Source organism: Spirosoma soli, assembly GCF_042684525.1.
In the GTDB taxonomy this organism is placed as follows: Bacteria; Bacteroidota; Bacteroidia; order Cytophagales; family Spirosomataceae; genus Spirosoma; species Spirosoma soli.
In genome coordinates this window covers 86,638-106,353 of the sequence record NZ_JBHULN010000005.1, presented here as the reverse complement: position 1 = coordinate 106,353, position 19,716 = coordinate 86,638, and the positions used below count along the sequence as shown (strand labels likewise).

General features: G+C 49.1%; 8 protein-coding genes. 6 read left to right on the top strand and 2 right to left on the bottom strand.

Annotated elements, in window-relative coordinates; genetic code table 11:
* Window positions 1-23: 23 nt before the first annotated feature.
* From ACFSUS_RS09905 to ACFSUS_RS09880, 6 genes are all read left to right on the top strand, one after another.
* A complete protein-coding gene (locus ACFSUS_RS09905) occupies window positions 24-1,535 on the top strand; it encodes a phosphatase PAP2 family protein (RefSeq protein ID WP_381522058.1) in 1,512 nt (503 codons plus the stop codon).
* 263 nt (window positions 1,536-1,798) lie between these two features.
* On the top strand, window positions 1,799-2,995 hold the full coding sequence (locus ACFSUS_RS09900; RefSeq protein ID WP_381522057.1) for a glycosyltransferase: 1,197 nt from the start codon (window positions 1,799-1,801) through the stop codon (window positions 2,993-2,995).
* A 270-nt stretch (window positions 2,996-3,265) separates the two neighbouring features.
* Window positions 3,266-4,093 (top strand): TolC family protein, encoded by an 828-nt coding sequence (locus ACFSUS_RS09895; protein ID WP_381522055.1) that lies wholly within the window; start codon window positions 3,266-3,268, stop codon window positions 4,091-4,093.
* A 9-nt stretch (window positions 4,094-4,102) separates the two neighbouring features.
* The gene (locus ACFSUS_RS09890; RefSeq protein ID WP_381522054.1) at window positions 4,103-6,328 is read left to right on the top strand and encodes a GumC family protein; all 2,226 of its coding nucleotides are present in this window, start codon (window positions 4,103-4,105) and stop codon (window positions 6,326-6,328) included.
* Between the two features lie 87 nt (window positions 6,329-6,415).
* On the top strand, window positions 6,416-13,114 hold the full coding sequence (locus tag ACFSUS_RS09885; protein WP_381522052.1) for an amino acid adenylation domain-containing protein: 6,699 nt from the start codon (window positions 6,416-6,418) through the stop codon (window positions 13,112-13,114).
* 7 nt (window positions 13,115-13,121) lie between these two features.
* Complete coding sequence (locus tag ACFSUS_RS09880; protein WP_381522050.1) at window positions 13,122-17,153, top strand: non-ribosomal peptide synthetase; 4,032 nt, start codon at window positions 13,122-13,124, stop codon at window positions 17,151-17,153.
* Window positions 17,154-17,256: 103 nt separating this feature from the next.
* Here the strand turns inward: ACFSUS_RS09880 and ACFSUS_RS09875 are convergent, their stop codons facing one another.
* On the bottom strand, window positions 17,257-18,144 hold the full coding sequence (locus ACFSUS_RS09875; RefSeq protein ID WP_381522048.1) for a cupin-like domain-containing protein: 888 nt from the start codon (window positions 18,142-18,144) through the stop codon (window positions 17,257-17,259).
* A gap of 98 nt (window positions 18,145-18,242) precedes the next feature.
* A complete protein-coding gene (locus ACFSUS_RS09870; RefSeq protein WP_381522046.1) occupies window positions 18,243-19,682 on the bottom strand; it encodes an MOP flippase family protein in 1,440 nt (479 codons plus the stop codon).
* Window positions 19,683-19,716 lie beyond the last annotated feature (34 nt).

The window sequence follows — 19,716 nt, the reverse complement described above, 5'->3', positions numbered from 1 at the left end:
CTTACGATTTCCGGCTTGTACCTATGAAACACCCGTCGATAAAGTATCTTTTTGTTTGTGCCATTACCCTGTTTCTGCCGGGTTGTAAAGAGCAGACCATCAGCGAAGGCGTTTTGCCACTTCGCGAGCCTGCTACCGCTGACCCGAACGGGGGAAACTGGCGTACCATTGTGCTGAAATCAGCGGCTGAGATTAGTGTGCCACAGCCTGCTTCTATCACCTCGGATGAATACCAGCGCGAATTGACGGCGGTTAAAACGGGTGTACAGGGATTAACCCCCGAGCAGCTGACGGCCGTTAGCTATTGGGCTGATGGGGGCGTATTACGCTGGAACCAGATTGCCCGTCAGTTAGTCGCCAAATACAATATATCGCCCGATAATGCCCAGCAACCCGGTCAGTACCAGGCCTACGATGCCAATAATCCATTCGCCAATCCGCCCTATGCGGCTCGTGTCTATGCGCTGCTTAGTGTAGCGCAGTATGATGCCTTAGTGGTTGCCTGGCGAGCTAAGTACCAATATAACCGCCCGTCGCTGGCGCGTCAGGACGTTGCTACGCAGGTGCCCGTAGCAGATGTGCCCTCATATCCATCAGAAGATGCGGCCATTGCGGAAGCTTCCTGCCGAATGCTTGCTTATTTCTTTCCCAACGAAACCGCCTGGCTCAAAGCCAAAGCTGCTGAACATAAGCAAAGTCGTATTTCGGCTGGAGTCAACGTACCCAGTGATCTGAAAGCGGGTGAAGATCTGGCGGCTGCCGTTACAGCTAAAGTAATGGCCTACGCTCAAAACGATCGATACGGTCAGGCTCGTAACCCCACTGATACCTGGCAGACGCTGTTAGCCAATGCGCCTTACGACGTGAAATGGAAGAGCCTGGAAATTCCGGAGCGGCCACCCATGCTGCCGCTGGCTACGAACGTAAAGACCTGGTACGACTCAACGGCTGTATTTCGTAGTGTGCCACCGGCTCCACCGTTGACATCATCACCGGAATTCCAGAAGGCGTTGGCCGAAGTGCGTGACATCGCCAACACCCGCACCCGTGAGCAATGGCGTATCGCCGATTTCTGGACCGACGGAGCTGGTACGTACACGCCCATTGGTCACTGGAATTACATAACCGAAGATCTTGTTCGGCAAGCCCGTCAGAACGAACTACGAGCCGCTCGTACGTATGCCCTCATGAACCGGGCTATGCAAGATGGGGCCGCTGCCTGTTGGCAAACCACTTACAAATATTTTGTGCCGCGTCCTTCTCAACTAGACCCTACCATCAAGACGGTTAATGGCATTCCTAACTTCCCAAGTTATGCCTCAAGCCATGCTACAATAGCCGCGGCCGCGGCTACTGTGCTTAAATATATTTTCCCCGACGAAGCAACCACATTGCAACAGCAGGCTGATGAAGCAGCTGTTTCCCGACTCTACAGTGGCATTCATTATCGATTCGATAACGAAGCCGGAACCCAGAGCGGAACACGTGTTGGTCAAATAGCTGTCGACTGGGCCAAAGCCGACGGTGCCCAATAAAGAAAGCATACCATATATTCACCCAGCCAGAAAGTGACATTCGGTCAAAGCTCCTGTCTGAGTGGCGGTGTATAGGAAATTAACGCTTATGGCTTTCTTAATACCTTTTTGTTACTTTCTTGTTGATAACAAAGTGACCTTTTAAACTAACTTTTCGTCTTATTGAATAAATACGCTGTTCAACAAGCGTAAGGGCCTGGTGTCTATTCGGCACTTTGCCGGTTTGATAAACACTTGTTATTGATCGCTTTAGTTATTGCCTTATGTCCATACTTTACGTTATCTACTTATTCTTTCTGGGTTACATTGCATTCACTGTACTGTATATAACGGCTTTTGCTATTGCTGGCCGGATCGGTCGGGCGGATGACATACAAACTGTGCGCCTGCCTAACATCTTTAGAAAAATAGCGGTGCTAATCCCGGCTTATAAAGAAGATGCCGTAATCGTTGAGTCGGTCCTGGTAAATCTGAAGCAGAGTTACCCCACGGATCGGTTCGATCTGATTGTTATTGCCGATTCCCTGCAACCTACCACTCTAGCTGAGCTGGCAACTTTGCCCATCAAAGTGCTTGAGGTTTCGTTCGAGGTTTCTACCGTAACTAAGGCAATCAACGAAGCTTTAAACTGGTTACCAGAGGGGCGTTACGACATAGCGCTAGTGTCGGATGCCGACAATCACATGGCTCCTGATTTCCTGATGCGGGTAAACACCGCGTTTGAGCACGGTTGGCAAGCGGTTCAGGGGCATCGGGTTGCTAAGAATACGAACACGAGCGTTGCCGTTCTGGACGCTATTAGCGAAGAAATTAACAACCATATCTTCCGTAAGGGAAGCCGGGCGCTGGGCTTATCATCGTCAATTATCGGTTCAGGCATGGCCATTGACTTTAAGTTGATGAAAGCTGCCATGACCGATCTGCATACCATTGGCGGGTATGATAAGGAGCTGGAGAAAAAAATTGTGTTGAGTGGCGTCAAGATTGGCTACCTCGAACAGGCGTTTATTTACGACGAAAAAGTAGCCAACCGAGCGGTATTTGAAAAGCAACGGACTCGCTGGATAGCGGCTCAATGGCAGTTTTTGAAATTTTACTCCAGCGTGGGTATAAGCGAGCTTTTGAAGGGGCGTATAGCTAGTGCGTTCAAATTTATTCAAGCGTTCGTGCTGCCCAGAGTCATGTTACTTGGGCTGCTAGCTGTGTGCACCTGTGTGGGCTTGTTAAGCAGTGACGTACTCTTGTGGGGCTTGCCGCTGGTGTCGCTTATTACCCTGTGCATCAGTCTGGTTATTTCCGTTCCGTTCTATTTATGGAAGCGCGTTACCCTACGTGAGCTACTGCTTATTCCGGCTCTCATGCTAAATTTTGCCAAGGCTATATTTAACATGCGTAAAGCCTTTAAAAGTTTTATTCACACTCCGCATCAGACCCCTATACCAGTAGATAAAATCAAGTAGGGACCAGCCACAGTCCGACGGCCTAATCTTTACCAACTCGACACATAACCTCTAGTTACTATAAGCAACGGTTACTAATGTGACACAAAAGCAAATGAAACGTCAGAAGTAACAAGAGTCTACCGTGTAAATAGAGAAAGTGGCTGAATAGGTAGCAAGATGTTGACCAATAGGTAGTTAAAATAATTTCTGGGCTGCTGATTGAAGGTTCTACTATCAAATAATATTAGTAAATTACAGGGTACACCTACCGCCGTAAATTTTTTTAGAATGAACATTTATTTGTCAACTGTACTTGTACGTAATCTGTATCAAATCTTTCTGGTTGCTGTAATCGGATTATTCTGTACCGTCTGCTCGGGCCAGACGGTTAGTGGCCGTAAACTCATGATGTTTGGTCAATCATCGGGAGCGGCTGCTGATACGGTATACCTCGACATTGATCAGGACATTGCTGTACAATTGATTCCTTTTGATGAACTGGTAAAAATAGCGGCCACCAATTCGCCGTTCGTCAAGTACCAGAATGAAGTAGCGAATTCCTTGAGTTCGGGGTACGCCCTTTCTAAAGCTCAGGTTTTACAGAATGCTGCAGGATTTGCGAATTATTCGGGCGGTAACCAGTCGATAATCTCATCAGGATCATCGTTACCAACGGGTACAGGCTCAGATGCCATCGGTCAGATCGCTAATGGCTACCGGGTTGGGGTTGAGGTTCGGATGTCGCTGTATGATTTATTCGGACGTAAGCATCAGATCCGGCAGGCCCAATCCAATTATCAGGCTGCTTTAGCGCAGAAACAAACCGTTGAATTGCAACTAAGACGCGAACTGATCACCATTTATCAGGATATGATCACGGCGCAGCAGCTGCTAAAAATTCGTCTGACCGACGAGCAGGCTTCGTTGGTGGCCCTTCGGATTGCAGAAGTTGAAGCCCAGAAGGGAAAAATAACCGCCGACCAACTGGCCGAATCCACGTCTCGCTACGTACAGACTAAGTCGGCATCTGAGGAAATAAAAGGCAATTTCCTGAAGAATGTTCATCAGTTCGAAGCTATGGTTGGTATGCCTATCCAACGCATGAAACGTAATTAACAGCATCGTATGAGTATCCAGGTCTTTCTACGTCTTCTCAAGCAGCACTTGCTTTTGTTTATTCTGATTCCGTGCATAACAGCGCTTACCGCCTGGTATGTAACACGTAACCAGTTAAACATATATAAGTCGCAGGCCACGATTTACACGGGCATGGTGTCGCGCTATTCATTGCTGTCTGATAAGCAGAATAGTTATTTTGACCGGTCAGCGAATGCGTTCGATAACCTACTGACGACCCTTAACTCGAAAGAGACGTTACTTCAGATCGGCATTAGCTTGCTGGCTGATCATCTTCGGCTCCAGCAGTCTGATACATTGGTATTGGGAGAAACTGGCTTTCAGCGGCTTCAGAGCGAAATTCCACTGGATTGGCGTGCCATGTTGCCCGTTGAAGGCGATTCTGCTCAACTATACCGAGCTATTGACAGTCTGTCGAAAACACAGACTGATAATCCGATCAAGAACTTGCTATTGAAGTCAGATTCGTATTACTCGATTGAACAAATCAGCAAGAAGCTCGAAGCGTCGGCTCGTAAGAACACAAACGATATATTGTTGATGGAGTATGAGTCGGATGACCCGGCCGTGGCACAACAAACGCTTCGTTACGCTATCCAGATCTTAAATAAGCGCTATTCGCTGTTTAAAACCTCCGAGACAAACTCGGTTGTTGGCTATTATGAAGTTCAGTTAAAGAAAGCTAAAGAGAACCTGGATCGTGCTGAAGCAAACCTGCGCGAATTCAATGTCAGGCACCAGGTCGTTGATTTCGACGAAGAGTCTAAAAATGTGGCGGCTTCGCGCGAAGCAATCATTAGTGAATATAATCAGGAGCTGATGCGGAAAAATGCCGCCAAAGCGGCCTTAGATGCCCTCAGCCGGCGCATGAGCCAGCAGGGCAATGTGTATACGGCAAACAACGACCTGAGCGAGAAACAGCGCAAGCTGACGCAGGCTGAAAACCAATTGGCCAATGCCCGGGCGTATAACCAGCCAAAGAACGTTATCAGTCGCCTACAGGCCAATGTGGCCCAGGCTGGCGAAGAGTTGAAGGCGAGTGCTCAGAAATACGATGCTGCTACCAATACGCCCGATGCGGTGCCCACTCAGTCAATGGCCAATGATCGGTTAGCAAAGGTGCTGGAATACGAAGAGTCATCCGCCCGTTTGGAACTGTATCAGAAACGCCTGGACGAATACCAGGCCAAAACAGATGAGTATAGCCCGTTAGGGTCCCAACTGCGTCAGTTGAACCGCGAGTTAAGCGTTGCCGAGAAAGAATACCTAGATTTGCTTCAGAATGTAGATCAGTCCCGTACGCGCCGTCAGGATGTGGCTATTGCTGGTACGTTGCAAACGCTGGACGCTCCTGATTTTCCGTTGGCTCCGCAGGCGTCTAAACGCTGGCAGCTAATTGCCATTGGTTTTGGCGTTGGACTTTTCATTGCGCTATTATTGACGGCGCTCCGATTCTTGATTGACAAACGTATTCATTCGCCGGAGCAGGCCGAAGCGTTGATTGGCATGCCCGTTACCGCTTTGTTCCCGAACGTGAGGAAACCCCGGGTGTACTCGCGAGTGACCCGGGCGGCTCAGAGCATGTTTGAGCAGCTTTTCAACGCTATCAACATCGAAATTGTTGAAGCATCGGGTAAACCCTACCTGCCAATTGTTACGTTGTTTAGCATTCGTTCTAAGCAGGGGAAATCCTGGGTGGCTAATGGCCTGGTCGATCTGTATACGAATGCCGAACAGCGGGTGGCTTATTGCTATCCGAGAGTGACCGGGCGCGAACAGCGGGAAGTGAAAAAAGGAGTTACGTTTTTGCCGTATACAGTACGTCCTGATTTCATGAACGTAACGAGCATAGAATACTTACTCGATCACAACCAGCCCTTTGATGCTACACAATTTGACCGGATCATTTTAGAATTACCAGCGCTTATCAACAATCAAATTCCGGTTTATTTAATGAATGAAAGTGCCATGTCGCTGTTGGTTGTCGATGCCAACAGTACCTGGGGGCGGACGGAGAAGCAGCTTTTAAGCCTCTATGAGCGGGTTACGAACCAGCCCGTACTTACCATTCTGAACCGGGTTGAAGACAATTACATAGACGTTCCAAAGCCGGCTGATGCTATGCCTACTCTCCAGCCAGAACGCCCCGTACAACCTCGGCAAGCTCAACGTAATGCTAATTGGGATTACCGCAGCCTAACCAGCGGTAGATAAGCGAATGAACCAGACTGTCCAGTCGATCAGCTGCCTTGGCGATCTAAGTTTTTGTCTGAGTCGGTGATATAGAAAACCATCAACTGTATGCAGGTCTTCAATGGTATTGAAGCAGGGGCAGGTATAACCAGTCCGTTGCTAATTCATCAGTTCGTTGAGCAGGTTTCCCGTGCAAATCAGGAGCGTATTGCGGTCATTTTTGGTGATGAGCAGCTTACGTACGGGCAGCTAAACGAGCGGGCCGATCAGCTCTGCCGAGCTATTTTGCACAACGATCCGAAGGCTAACCTGATCGGAGTAAGTAGCGCCCGCAACCTGGACATGGTTGTCGGCGTACTGGCAATCCTGAAAGCGGGTAAAGCATACCTGCCGCTCGACCCGGCCTATCCGGAGCAGCGTCTGCACCAAATTATCACCGATTCTGGACTGAAAACATGCTTAAGCACTAAGCAAGACAGAGCTAAGTTCGCGGGCTTGGGGGTACAGGTAATAACCGGTGATCAATCACATTCGTATACAGAACAACTGGTTGTTCAACAAGGCAGCACGGCTTACGTCTTATATACATCCGGTTCCACGGGTAAGCCAAAAGGAGTAGCTATGGGACACGATCCCCTAGTGAACTTACTCAAATGGCAGGCTAACAACTCTCAGGCGGGTCTGGGAACGCGAACACTGCAATTGGCACCGTTAAGTTTCGACGTATCGTTTCAGGAACTGTTTGCCACATTCAGTACGGGGGGAACGGTCGTGCTCGTTGACGAAACGCTCCGGTTAGATTTAAGTGCTCTTTTAGTGTTTATTAATGAGCAGGCCATTAACCGGCTGTTTCTGCCTTTTGTCGCGTTACAGTATTTAGCCGAAGCGGCCGTTAGCGCCGAGCTGTTCCCCCAATATTTACAGGAGGTAATGACGGCTGGTGAACAGCTAAAGATTACGCCACAAGTAGCTACCTTCTTTTCAGCACTGCCGGGTTGCGTGCTTTATAATCAATACGGTCCAACAGAGTGCCATGTGGTAAGCCAGCTGAAGTTAGACGGCAATGCTGCCGAATGGCCTGCACTACCATCAATTGGTACACCCATTGACAACGTCAGCCTGTTTGTTGTTGATGAACAACTAAACCTGTTGCCCGACGGATCGATTGGCGAGCTTTGCATCAGTGGAAGCTGTCTGGCAGAAGGGTATCTGAATCAGCCAACCCTAACCCACGAAAAATTTACCAGCTTAACACGACCCGAAGGCATCATTCGGACGTATCGCACGGGTGACTTGGCGCGCTACTTACCCGATGGAAATATCGAGTTTTTAGGTCGTCGCGACGATCAGGTGAAAATACGAGGGCACCGGGTTGAACTGGGTGAGATCGAAGTAGTCATCAATCAGATGGGGGGCGTCAAGCAAGCTGTGGTTGCTGCCCGTGATGGTGTCGACGGACAGAAGCAGTTAGTCGCTTACCTCGTGACCTCTACAGGGCACACGGATACCCTGGCACTGCGACAGGGGTTGTCGCAACGGCTGCCCGAATACATGATGCCTTCTGCCTTTGTCTGGATGGACGATTTTCCCCGGACCAGCAGTGGCAAAATTGATAAAAACAAACTACCCAGTCCTGAACGTAAACGGTCGGAATGGGCAACCATTTACCGTAAGCCAAAAACCGCTCTCGAACAGACCATCACGCGCATTTGGGCGGGTCTGCTCCAGATTGATAAAGTAGGGTTAGACGACAACTTTTTTGAGTTAGGCGGTAATTCGTTGCTGGCTCAGAAAACCGTCGCAACCTTTAGAGAACAAGGTCACACATTACCGATTACGAAGCTTTATCAATACCCAACTCCGGCCGGTATTGCCCGTTACCTACAGCCGCACACAGCGGTAGAGTCAAAAGCACAGCCAGTTGTAGCCAACCCGCCGACTACCCAGAAAGATATTGCGGTGATCGGAATGGCGGGCCGTTTTCCGGGGGCTAATACCATCGACGAATTGTGGGAGTTACTGAAGCAAGGAAAGGAAACTACTCGGTTTTTTACTGATGAGGAGCTTGATCAAAGCATATCTGATCAGGTTAAAAACGATCCACTTTACGTAAAAGCTAGAGGTATTCTGGACGATGCTGACCAGTTTGATGCGCAGCTTTTTGGCATACCGCCCACGGTTGCGCAACTCATGGACCCGCAGCAGCGAATTTTCTTAACCATTGCCTGGGAAGCGCTGGAGCAAACCGGTTACCTGCCTCAGCATTACAGCGGTCGTGTCGGCGTGTTTGCGGGCTGTGGCAATAATACGTATTACCTGAATAACGTACTTAGCCACAAAGATCTGATTGATCAAGTCGGTGCGTTTCAAGTAATGACCATCAATGAAAAAGATTACATCGCCACCCGTACGGCCTATCAACTCAATCTGAAAGGGCCAGCCGTTAGTGTTTATTCGGCCTGCTCTACGTCGTTGCTCGCCATTAGTCAGGCGGTGCAAAGCATACGGAATGGACAGTGTGATGTGGCGCTGGCGGGTGGAGCCAGCATAACGGCACCAATCAAAAGCGGTTATGCCTACCAGGAAGGAGCTATGCTGAGCCGGGATGGGCATTGCCGCTCGTTCGATGAACAGGCACAAGGAACCGTTTTCAGCGATGGGGCTGGGGTTGTGCTATTAAAAGATGCCGAAGCGGCCCGCCGGGATGGTGATACCATTTACGCCGTAATCAAAGGAATTGGGGTTAACAATGATGGGAGCGCGAAAGGTAGTTTTACCGCTCCCAATGCCGACGGACAAGCTGGCGCTATTGCCATGGCCATTGTCGACGCCGGTGTTGAGCCGTCAACCATTAGCTACGTAGAAGCGCATGGAACGGCCACTCCGCTGGGTGATCCGATTGAGATTGACGGCTTAATTCAGGCGTTTGGCGAGCAGACTCAGAAGCAGTTCTGCGCGATTGGCTCCATCAAAAGTAACATGGGGCACCTGACTCAGGCTGCTGGCGTGGCTGGATTGATAAAAACGGCCCTGTCGCTGTATCACAAACAAATTCCGGCCTCCATAAACTTTGAGAAGCCCAATCCGGCCATTGACTTTGCCAACAGCCCCTTCTTCGTCAATACGCATCTCACCGCCTGGCCATCTGCCGGTCTGCAACCTGCTCACCCGCGCCGGGCTGGCGTAAGCTCGTTTGGGGTGGGAGGAACTAACGTACACGTTGTTTTAGAAGAAGCAAATCAGCAGGTGTTCGTGTCAACCGATACAGGTCGGCCGGTGCAACTGATTACATGGTCGGCAAAATCGGCAACGAGCCGGGACGCCTATGCAAAACGGCTGGCCGATCATCTTCCCGGTGAGGACCAGCTGAATCTGGCCGACGCAGCCTTTACGTTGCAAACGACCCGTGCCGACTTTAAACACCGTGGATTTGTTGTCGCGGCTACAGCTACTGAACTACGGGAAAAGCTTGACTCGTCCGGGCAAACCGGCCGCCTAAGTTCAGGCGTGAATGTGCCGGGGGAAATGGTCTTCTTATTTCCGGGTCAAGGGGCGCAATACCTCAATATGGGCCGTGAATTATACGAGCATGAAACCGTATTCCGGCAAGCTGTTGACGAATGTGCCCAGGAATTAATGGCATATCTGGAGACTGATATTCGCGATATTATTTATCCCGAAGCAATTGATTCGCAGGCTGAGCAGCAGCTGCGGAACACCCGGTATACGCAACCTGCGCTCTTTGTTACCGAATACGCACTGGCTCGGTTGTGGATGAGCTGGGGCATTGAGCCATCAGTATTTTGTGGACACAGCATTGGCGAGTTCGTCGCTGCTCATCTGGCGGGCGTGTTTAGTCTGTCGGATGCCTTAACGTTGATTGCGACCCGAGGCCGGATGGTCAGCGAACAGCCCCGGGGAAGTATGCTATCGGTGCGGCTGGATGCCCCGGCGCTGCAAACGATCCTGCCTGAAACGCTGTCTATTGCTGCTATCAATAGCCGTAAATTATGCGTAGTAGCAGGTCCCGATGAGCACATTGCTGATTTTGCGCGCTTGTTAGACGAACAGGAAATTCCTAACCGGCTCCTGCTGACGAGTCATGCGTTTCATTCGGTCATGATGGACCCGATTGTCGACGAGTTTGCCCAAGTTGTAAAGACAGTTTCGTTGAACCGGCCTCAAAAGCCAATCGTATCAACGACAACCGGTACGTGGATGACGGATGCGCAAGCCACTGACCCGCAGTATTGGGCCAGGCACCTGCGCGAAACGGTCCGCTTCGCTGATGCGCTCGACACCATTCTGGAGCTGGAAAACCCGTTGCTATTAGACATTGGCCCTGGGCAGGTTTCGGCTACGTTGGCCCGGCAGCAGGCCGCTGGCAAGCCTGTTACAGTATTGACGGGCTTAACAAACGAGCCGGGTTGGCCGACGGTTTGCACGTCGATGCTAACAACTTTAGGACAATTGTATCTGAACGGCGTAGTGCCTAACTGGCCTGCGATTTATGCGAACCAGCGTCGGCGAAAAGTGGCTTTGCCTACTTACGTCTTTGATAACAAACGCTGCTGGGTTGATCCTATCCTTACAGAAACATCAGTTACACCATCATCCCATACACCCGAATCAATCCAATACTCCACACCCCTGGCACCAATACCTATGAGAAAAGAAACACTGCTTACTAAAGTCAACGAGCTGTTAGAAGACGCATCTGGCATTGATATGGCCGGTCTAAAGCCTGACATGAGCTTTCTGGAAATAGGCCTTGATTCGCTGCTGCTGACGCAGGTCGCTCTGACGCTGAAAAAGGAATTTAACCTGCCTGTTACGTTCCGGCAGTTGACAAATGAATATGCTACCCCAGAATTGCTGGTCACGTATCTCGATCAGGCGCTACCGGCTGAGGCTTACCAACCCGCCCCGGTAGTTCAACCCGTGCATCATGTTGCTGCTCCACAGCCTACAGCTCCTGCTCCAATGTACACGCCTACAGTGGCCCCTGTTCCTGAAAGTGACACAGCTCTCGGAATTATAGCCCAGCAATTGCAATTACTGGCTAAGCAGGTGGCACTGCTACAAGGCAGTCAGCCAACGGCTTCTCTATCCCCCGTTTCGGCCGCTCCAGCAGTTACGGTACCAATGCCAATACCACCGATGCCTACCACAAATGGGCATGTAACGGCTAAGCAATCCTCTTCAGTGCCGTCAATTGCTGACTTAACACCAGAAGAGGTGGTCGAGCTCAAGAAACCATTTGGCGCAACAGCGCGCATTGAACGCCAAGCCTCTGAATTAAGTAATAAACAACAGGATTTTCTTAAACAGCTTACACAACGCTACAACCTGAAAACGAGCCGTAGTAAAGCTTATGCGCAGGAGCACCGTTCGCACATGGCCGACCCTCGCGTTGTGTCAGGGTTCAGGCCCCTTACCAAAGAGATTGTGTATCCCCTTGTCGTCAATCAGTCGAAAGGCAGCCGCTTGTGGGATATTGACGGTAACGAATACATCGACGCCCTGAACGGTTTTGGCTCAAACATGTTCGGTTATCAGCCTAATTTAGTCAAGCAGGCGCTTCATGATCAGATTGAGAAGGGCTACGAAGTCGGACCGCAGCACGAATTGGCGGGCGAAGTGAGCCAGCTGATCTGTGAGTTGACAGGAGCCGACCGTGCGGCCCTGTGTAACACAGGATCTGAAGCCGTACTCGGTACCATGCGGATCGCTCGCACCGTAACTGGCCGATCACTAATCGTAGCTTTTTCGGGGTCTTATCATGGCATTGTCGACGAAGTACTTGTTAGAGGCACCAAAAAACTTAAGTCGTTTCCGGCCTCTCCCGGCATTATGCCCGAGTCGGTGCAGAACATGCTGATTCTGGATTATGGCACCGACGAAAGTTTGCGCATAATCCGCGAACGGGCGCACGAACTGGCCGCTGTGCTGGTGGAGCCGGTACAAAGCCGCCGACCAGAATTCGTCCCTATTGATTTCTTGAAGCAAGTACGGGCCATTACAGCCGAATCGGGTACTGCGCTGATTTTCGACGAAGTAATCACTGGGTTCCGGATGCATCCCGGCGGAGCACAGGCCCTATTTGGCATCAAGGCCGACTTAGGTTCATACGGAAAAGTAGTTGGCGCTGGGTTGCCCATCGGAGTTATTGCTGGCAAACGTGAATTCATGGATGCTCTCGATGGGGGTTTCTGGCAGTATGGCGACAGCTCTGTCCCTGAAGTGGGCGTTACGTACTTTGCCGGTACGTTCGTTCGGCATCCGTTGGCATTGGCCGCAGCTAAAGTATCCTTGCAATACATGAAGCAGATGGGGCCAGCTTTGCAGCAGGAACTAACCCGCAAAACGAAGTGGCTGGCCGATGCCTTGAACGCAGCCTTGACCCAGCGGCAACTCCCCATGTTTGCAGCACAGTTTGGATCGCTCTGGAAAATAAAATTCAAAGAGGAGATACCATACGGAGAGTTACTATTTACACTAATGCGTGACAAAGGAATTCATATTTGGGACGGTTTCCCCTGTTTTATGACCGAAGTGCATACCGATAAAGAAATAGATGCGATAATTAGTAAATTTATTGATAGCTTAGATGAATTAATAGAAGCCGGGTTCTTACGCATAGATTCAACAAGAGGGGCTAAAACACAGGTAGTTGGCTTGAATTTTGCCCAAAATATACCGCCAACTCCTGGTGCTAGATTAGGCCGCGATCAGCATGGGAATCCAGCCTGGTTTATGCCTAATCCTGATCAGCCCGGCAAATACTTACAAGTTGAATTAAACTGATGCTTGAATGGTGACAAGCTCTACCCATGTGAATTTTATCGCCGTTGACTTTGACCCTTTTGCCGGGCCTGATCTGGTGCGGTTAGCGCCTTCTACCGAGCCGCAAACCGAAATATGGACAGCCTGTCAGTTTGGGGGAGACGATGCTAATCGCGCTTATAATGAGTCTGTATCCTTACGGTTCAATGGACCAGTAGACAAGCTTGCTTTAGAGCTGGCCTTGTCGGGCCTGGTGCATCGGCATGAAGCGTTACGTTCGGCCTTTAGCGCCGATGGTAAGCACATTTGCGTGTTTCAGGAGATGCCCGTTGGCCTTGATTACCGGGACTATTCTGACAAGGCAGACGCCGAAAAGGAGCAGATCGTTGCAGAATACGTGAAACAGGACGCCCTGCATGTATTTGATCTGGTGAATGGGCCATTGCTTAAGGCTGGCCTGATTAAGTTATCTGACACAATACACCACTTCACTTTTACGGCGCACCACCTTGTCTGCGATGGTTGGTCGTTAGGCGTAATGTTGCAGGACATTAGCGTTTTGTACTCGGCTTACGTTCAGCACAAAACTCCTGACCTGCCTGCTGTACTGCCCTTCAGCCAATATGCTATTGACGAGCAAACGTTTGTCGGTAGTCGGGAGTATGAACAAATAGAACAGTTTTGGCTGGACCAGTATCGACAGTCGGTACCTGTTCTGGAGATGCCGATTGACACTTCCCGGCCTAGAATACGAACCTACGCTGGTAATCGTCTCGATTTTCCGCTGGATGATGAGTTAGTACTGGCTGTCAGGCAAATGGGTATTAAAGCCGGTTGTAGTTTCGTGACTACGTTGATGGCCGCCTTTGAAGTGCTCCTGCACCGGCTAACGGGCCAAAATGATATTGTGTTGGGATTACCAGCGGCTGGGCAATCGGCGACCGACAATCCCGGTCTGGTTGGGCATTGTGTTAATTTGCTTCCCCTACGGAGTTATCCAAGCCCTGAGCAGCGATTCGTCGATTTTCTGAAGCAACGGAAAATTGGTCTTCTGGATGCGTTGGAGCATCAGCGGCTAACCTTTGGCCGGTTGCTGAAAAAACTACCCATTACCCGCGACGTATCGCGAATGCCGCTTGTACCGGTTGTTTTCAATGTTGACATCGGCTTAGACAATGGTGTTTCGTTTCATGGGCTCCAATACCAGCTTATTAGTAATCCGAGAGCTTTTGAAAACTTTGAGCTCTCACTGAACGCGTCAGGCTCCGAAAAAAAGATGACGCTGGAGTGGTCATACAATGCTCATCTCTTTAAGGCGAAAACTATTCAGGGCATTCACCAAAAATTTGAGCGTTTGCTTTGGTCAGTTGTCGAAGCTCCAGAGCAACTGCTGGGCGATATACCCCTGGTCGAAAAACCGCGGCTTAGCCCACAAATTGCGCCCTGGAATGACACGCAGGCCGACTTCCCCAGCCATAAATCACTGCACGACCTATTCACTGAAACGGCCCGTGCATTTCCGGATAACATAGCTGTCCGATTTGGTAAAGCTACTCTGACGTATCAGGCCTTGAATGAGAAAGCTAATCAGTTAGCCCGGCTTCTGGTAGCGAAAGGAGTACAACCCGGCGACCGGATAGGCCTGGCCGCTGAGCGCTCTCTGGAATTGATGGTTAGCCTCCTGGCGGTCATGAAAACCGGAGCTGCTTACATTCCCGTTGATCCGCAACATCCAGCCGAACGTATTGAATTTATACTGGCTGATGCATCTTGCCAAATCCTGCTTACCTCGGCCAATTTTAAAAACCGCATTTCGCTAGCGCTGGAAGAAATCGTTCTCGAAGAAATCTGGCCATCCCTAGATCAATACGCGACGGCAGACCTGAATGTGCCAACATCCGGTGATGATCTTATTTATGTGCTTTATACGTCCGGAACAACCGGTAAACCAAAGGGCGTTCAGACGAAGCATAATGGCGTAGTCAACGTGTTACTGAGTGTTCAGAAGAGGCCTGGTCTACTGCCTGCTGACAAAACTGTTACGCTGGCCACGATCTCGTTCGACCTGGCTACGGTCGAGATTTACCTGCCTTTACTAACCGGGGCCGAATTGGTCTTTGTTGACAATACCGTTAGCCGAAATGGACAGGCGTTAGCCGATCTGCTACGTACTGAAGGAATCTCCTTTCTGCAAACGACTCCTGCCACATTGCGGATGCTTTGGGAAGCGGGCTGGCGGGGTGATAAGCAGTTAACCGTAATCTCGTGTGCCGAAGCCCTGCCCATGGATTTGGCGCATAAACTGATGGCTTCGTGTAAGTCATTATGGAATTTTTATGGCCCCACTGAAACGACTATATACGCGACAGGCACCCAGATTCTGCCGACTGACGAACTGATCACGATAGGAAAACCCATTGACAATACGCAGGTCTTCATCGTTGATGAACAGCTCCAGTCATTAGCCGAAGGGCAGGCAGGTGAGATTTGTATTGCCGGGGTTGGACTTGCTAGGGGCTACTTGAACCAGCCTGGATTGACGGCAGAAAAATTTATCGACTTCGTTACGCCGGACGGCCGTCAGGTAAAACTGTACCGGTCCGGCGATTTAGGCCAGTTTGAGTCCGGTGGTAACATTCGGTACCTGGGTCGCATTGATCAGCAGGTTAAAATTCGTGGGCACCGCATTGAAGTAGCCGAGATCGAACATAATCTGCTGAAGCAGGCCGGTGTGAAGAATGCTGTAGTCATCGCTCGGGAAGATACCCCCGGCGATCAACGATTGGTGGCCTACCTTGTTCCGGATCGGTACATTAGCGACGAAGAGGAGCAAATCAAAACATGGCGTACGGGTATTCGGCGAATGCTGCCGGAGTACATGATACCTAATAATTTCGTGCTGCTCGCAGAGTTACCCGTTACGGCAAACGGAAAGACGGATAAGAAGGCGTTGCCCAAGCCCGGTTCCCGTGCCGTAGCCGTAGAAGCCCGGTCTACCCAACCACAAACCAAAGAAGAAATCCAACTGGCTTCCATTTGGATGGATGTGTTTGGTTTGAGCACGATCAGTATTGATGATAACTTCTTTGACATTGGTGGGCATTCACTAATTGCGGTTCAGGTTATGAACCGGCTCGAACAACAAACCGGTCGCCGGTTGCCCTTATCTGCGTTGTTTGAGTACCCAACCATACGGAAACTAGCGGCATTGATTCAACCTGATAAACCGGTTAAATCATGGAAATCACTCGTTCCTATCAAGCCGGATGGGAGTAAAGAACCCATCTACATCATTCATGGTATTGGTCTGAATCTGTTAAACTTTAGCAGCTTAGCCACATACATGGATGCTGAGCAACCCATTTACGGGTTGCAGGCCCGTGGACTTGATGGTACCGAGGAGCCGCTGGATAAGATGGAGTCAATTGCGGCCTGCTATATTGAAGAGGTGCTGGAGCAAAACCCTACCGGCCCCTATGCCATTGCCGGTTACTCATTTGGTGGGTACGTCGCTTATGAAATGGCTCGTCAGCTAACCGCCATGGGCAAAGAAATAAAAATGCTGGCTATGTTTGATACAGATGCCCGTGCTCTGGCGATGCACCATTCGGGGCTGAACCGGGTGATGTGGAAAATTGGTCGGCAGTTCCCTAAGCTAGTCTGGATTGGTCGATCACTGCTTGAACGCCCTGCGCAGACGATTCAGTATCAACGGGATTATTTTAAACGGAAGGCCGTAAAATTGCTTCAAATGGTCGGCCTTGGGCAAGAGCCAAAACCTCAGGCCGAGATGGCGCATCTGAACTATATCATGGACAAACACGAGACTGCGTTCCAAAACTACGTGTTGCATCCCTACGATGGTACGCTTGATCTATTCAGAGCGACAACCCGGCTGTACTTCGTGGATGATTATCACTATCTGGGCTGGAAAGAGTTTGCTCTCCGTGGTGTACGTGTACATGATGTTCCCGGGGATCACGAAACGATTATGCACGCGCCGAACGATAAAGCACTGGCGGAGTCACTACAACGCGCTCTGGATAATAGCCAGGCCTAGAAGTTGCCTAAAAAAAACTCGTAGTTTGAAGTTTACAGTCGCTTCAAACTACGAGTTTTTGCATATAACAAAGGTAAGACAAAGATTAAGCGAACAGCTACACCTATGAACCAATAATCTCTTGTAGGTTAATCAGCTGTCCCAGTACTTTTCCGTAAATCAGCGCTGGAAGGGCAAGTTTAGGGTTATACTTTTTCAACGATAAAAAGTTGTCAGTCGTAAAATCATCCCAATTAGAAGCATTCAAATGAACCCGGCCTAAGGAGATGCAAGGCTCGTTTATCTGGGTGGTGTGCCACCATTTCGTCGGGAAAAGCACGGTTTCACCTTCCTCTACGGTTACTTTAATAGGTTTCGCTTTTTTGAACAGCGGATGCTTTTCGTAGTCGGGGTTGAACGCATTGACTTGAGATATCTTTGGGTTATCCTCTTTGGGATACATGAACGGCGTCTGATCGGGCGAAAAAAAGAAGAAGTCTTTCGACCCATACAATTGCGTAATTTGCGTGTGAAGGAACAGCGCATCGACGTGCAAAAAGGGAAACGCGCTCCCGTTACCACCGAGAAATAGTTCATATACTTCCGTTCCGCTGAGCATGAACTTGGGCAGGAGCGGATGCTTGACCCGGTCCGACTTGGCGTACACTATTTCGGGCTTCATGTCGTCCAGCAACTCTGGCGCAAACCGTTCCAGGTTAAAGTTGTATGGATAGGGAGCGGGATTCTCGGGGGTAGACGCCAGCATCAGATCGATGTAATCTGACATGGCATACGTTTTCCCTTTCACTTCTTTAGACAGGTGTTTGTAGTTCTCTTTGAAAAATTGAGGAGTGAACTTGCCCATCGCCTTCCACTCTTTGGTGGCGTCGGTTAGAACGACCGGAATCGCCGGTTCAATGTATTCTTTAATAAGCTCTCTGCGGGTGATGTTACTACGTTTGTCAATTTTAGTAATAACGTTTTGAGGGGATAGCTGTTGAATGGCTTCCATGTTCATAGGAGTGAATTGTATAAAAAATTATGGCACTATAAAACCAGCTATGGTCTGTGAAGGCAGACTACAGCTAGGTAAGTTTATCAATCAAGACATTATAGCATCGACTGCCGGTAGGCTTTAATTTCGGTGAAGGAGAGCTTGTAGGTTACAGTGAAGAGGGCATATGTGAGACCGCCTAATCCGATTTCTACTAATGTGTTCGTTAAACCGGAGGAGCCTACTAAAGATTTATACACGGTAATGACACCAATCATGATGAGACAGAATAGAAGAGGCTTTGATATGTTCTTCAGGAAAATTCCTGCGAAATCGCCGATCAGATAATGCACAATGATAAAGTTGGCAACCATGTTGAGAAAGGTTGTTATTAAAAAAGCCGTTGCTATACCCGTGATTCCCCAGTGCGTACCAAGTATATACACCAACGGAATTTTGAAAAGTAGCGTACCCAGATTTAAGTAGAACAGCAGATTAGGTTTTCCTTTTGTGAACGCCACCGTGTAAAGCGGATGGCTAAGGCAAAAGAATAAACCTACAAAAACGAAAAGACGGATAAGATCAATAGTCTGCTCCCAGCCTGGACCATAAATAAGCGGTACAACTCCGTCAGCGGTTATGAACAAACCAGCTAGCAGCGGTAGGTTACAATAGCTGATGAAATCCAAGATTTTAAGGTATGATTTCTTCAATTCTGCTGTACTATTCTTCATTTTAGCCAGGATAGGATAAGCCACCTGCAAAATGATCGGATTCAGTTTTGTGATTGGAAAGATGGACAGCTGATAGGCAATAGTATAGTATCCGAGCATTTTCACGCCGAGCATACCGCCCAGAAAAATATTGTCGGAATTAGATTGAATGAAGCCCAGGAAGCCATCCCCCATATTGAAAAGTCCGAAACGTAGGTGGTCTTTAACTTTATTCAGGTTGAAAGAAAGCGCCGGAAGGAATAATTTGAGCCCAAACGTAATTTGTAATACCGTTTTGACGGCTTGCATAACCAGTGAGCCAATAATCAACGATAGTTCGTGGTAGCCATTATACGCCAGATAGATCGTAACTGTTGATCCAATAATAGTACCTGTTATATCAATGATAGCTACTGATTTAAAGCGCAGCTCTTTCTCCAGCAGGAACATGTATAACTGACCAAAATAAGCAATCAGAAAATAATAGGAGGAATAGTTTAGCACTCGTTCCAGTTTTGGTTCCTTGTAGAACGAGATCACATAGGGTGCGGTGGTATGAATGAGTGTAAAGATCAGAAGGCCCGCTATCAAGTTCAAAAAATACAGAGTCGACAAAACGTTACGATCACTTTCCTGCTTATAAATAACAGAGTTAGAGAATCCGAGATTGGCGAAAACCTGAAAGAAAGAGATAATTAGATTACTAATGCTTACAATCCCAAAATCGGAGGGAGCTAATAAGCGGGCTAGCACAGCTACCTGTACAAACTGAAATAGGGTCGAAATGACCGTGGATACCGTTATCCACTTCCCCCCATCTATCGCCTTTTTGGTATTACTCATGTAAGTACTTTATTGGCTGGTTATCTGGTCTACT

Coding starts and splice junctions, on each gene's coding strand:
- ACFSUS_RS09895 (WP_381522055.1), top strand. CDS start 3,266: ATGAACATTTATTTGTCAACTGTACTTGTACGTAATCTGTATCAAATC.
- ACFSUS_RS09870 (WP_381522046.1), bottom strand. CDS start 19,682: ATGAGTAATACCAAAAAGGCGATAGATGGGGGGAAGTGGATAACGGTA.
- ACFSUS_RS09905 (WP_381522058.1), top strand. CDS start 24: ATGAAACACCCGTCGATAAAGTATCTTTTTGTTTGTGCCATTACCCTG.
- ACFSUS_RS09880 (WP_381522050.1), top strand. CDS start 13,122: ATGGTGACAAGCTCTACCCATGTGAATTTTATCGCCGTTGACTTTGAC.
- ACFSUS_RS09900 (WP_381522057.1), top strand. CDS start 1,799: ATGTCCATACTTTACGTTATCTACTTATTCTTTCTGGGTTACATTGCA.
- ACFSUS_RS09890 (WP_381522054.1), top strand. CDS start 4,103: ATGAGTATCCAGGTCTTTCTACGTCTTCTCAAGCAGCACTTGCTTTTG.
- ACFSUS_RS09885 (WP_381522052.1), top strand. CDS start 6,416: ATGCAGGTCTTCAATGGTATTGAAGCAGGGGCAGGTATAACCAGTCCG.
- ACFSUS_RS09875 (WP_381522048.1), bottom strand. CDS start 18,144: ATGGAAGCCATTCAACAGCTATCCCCTCAAAACGTTATTACTAAAATT.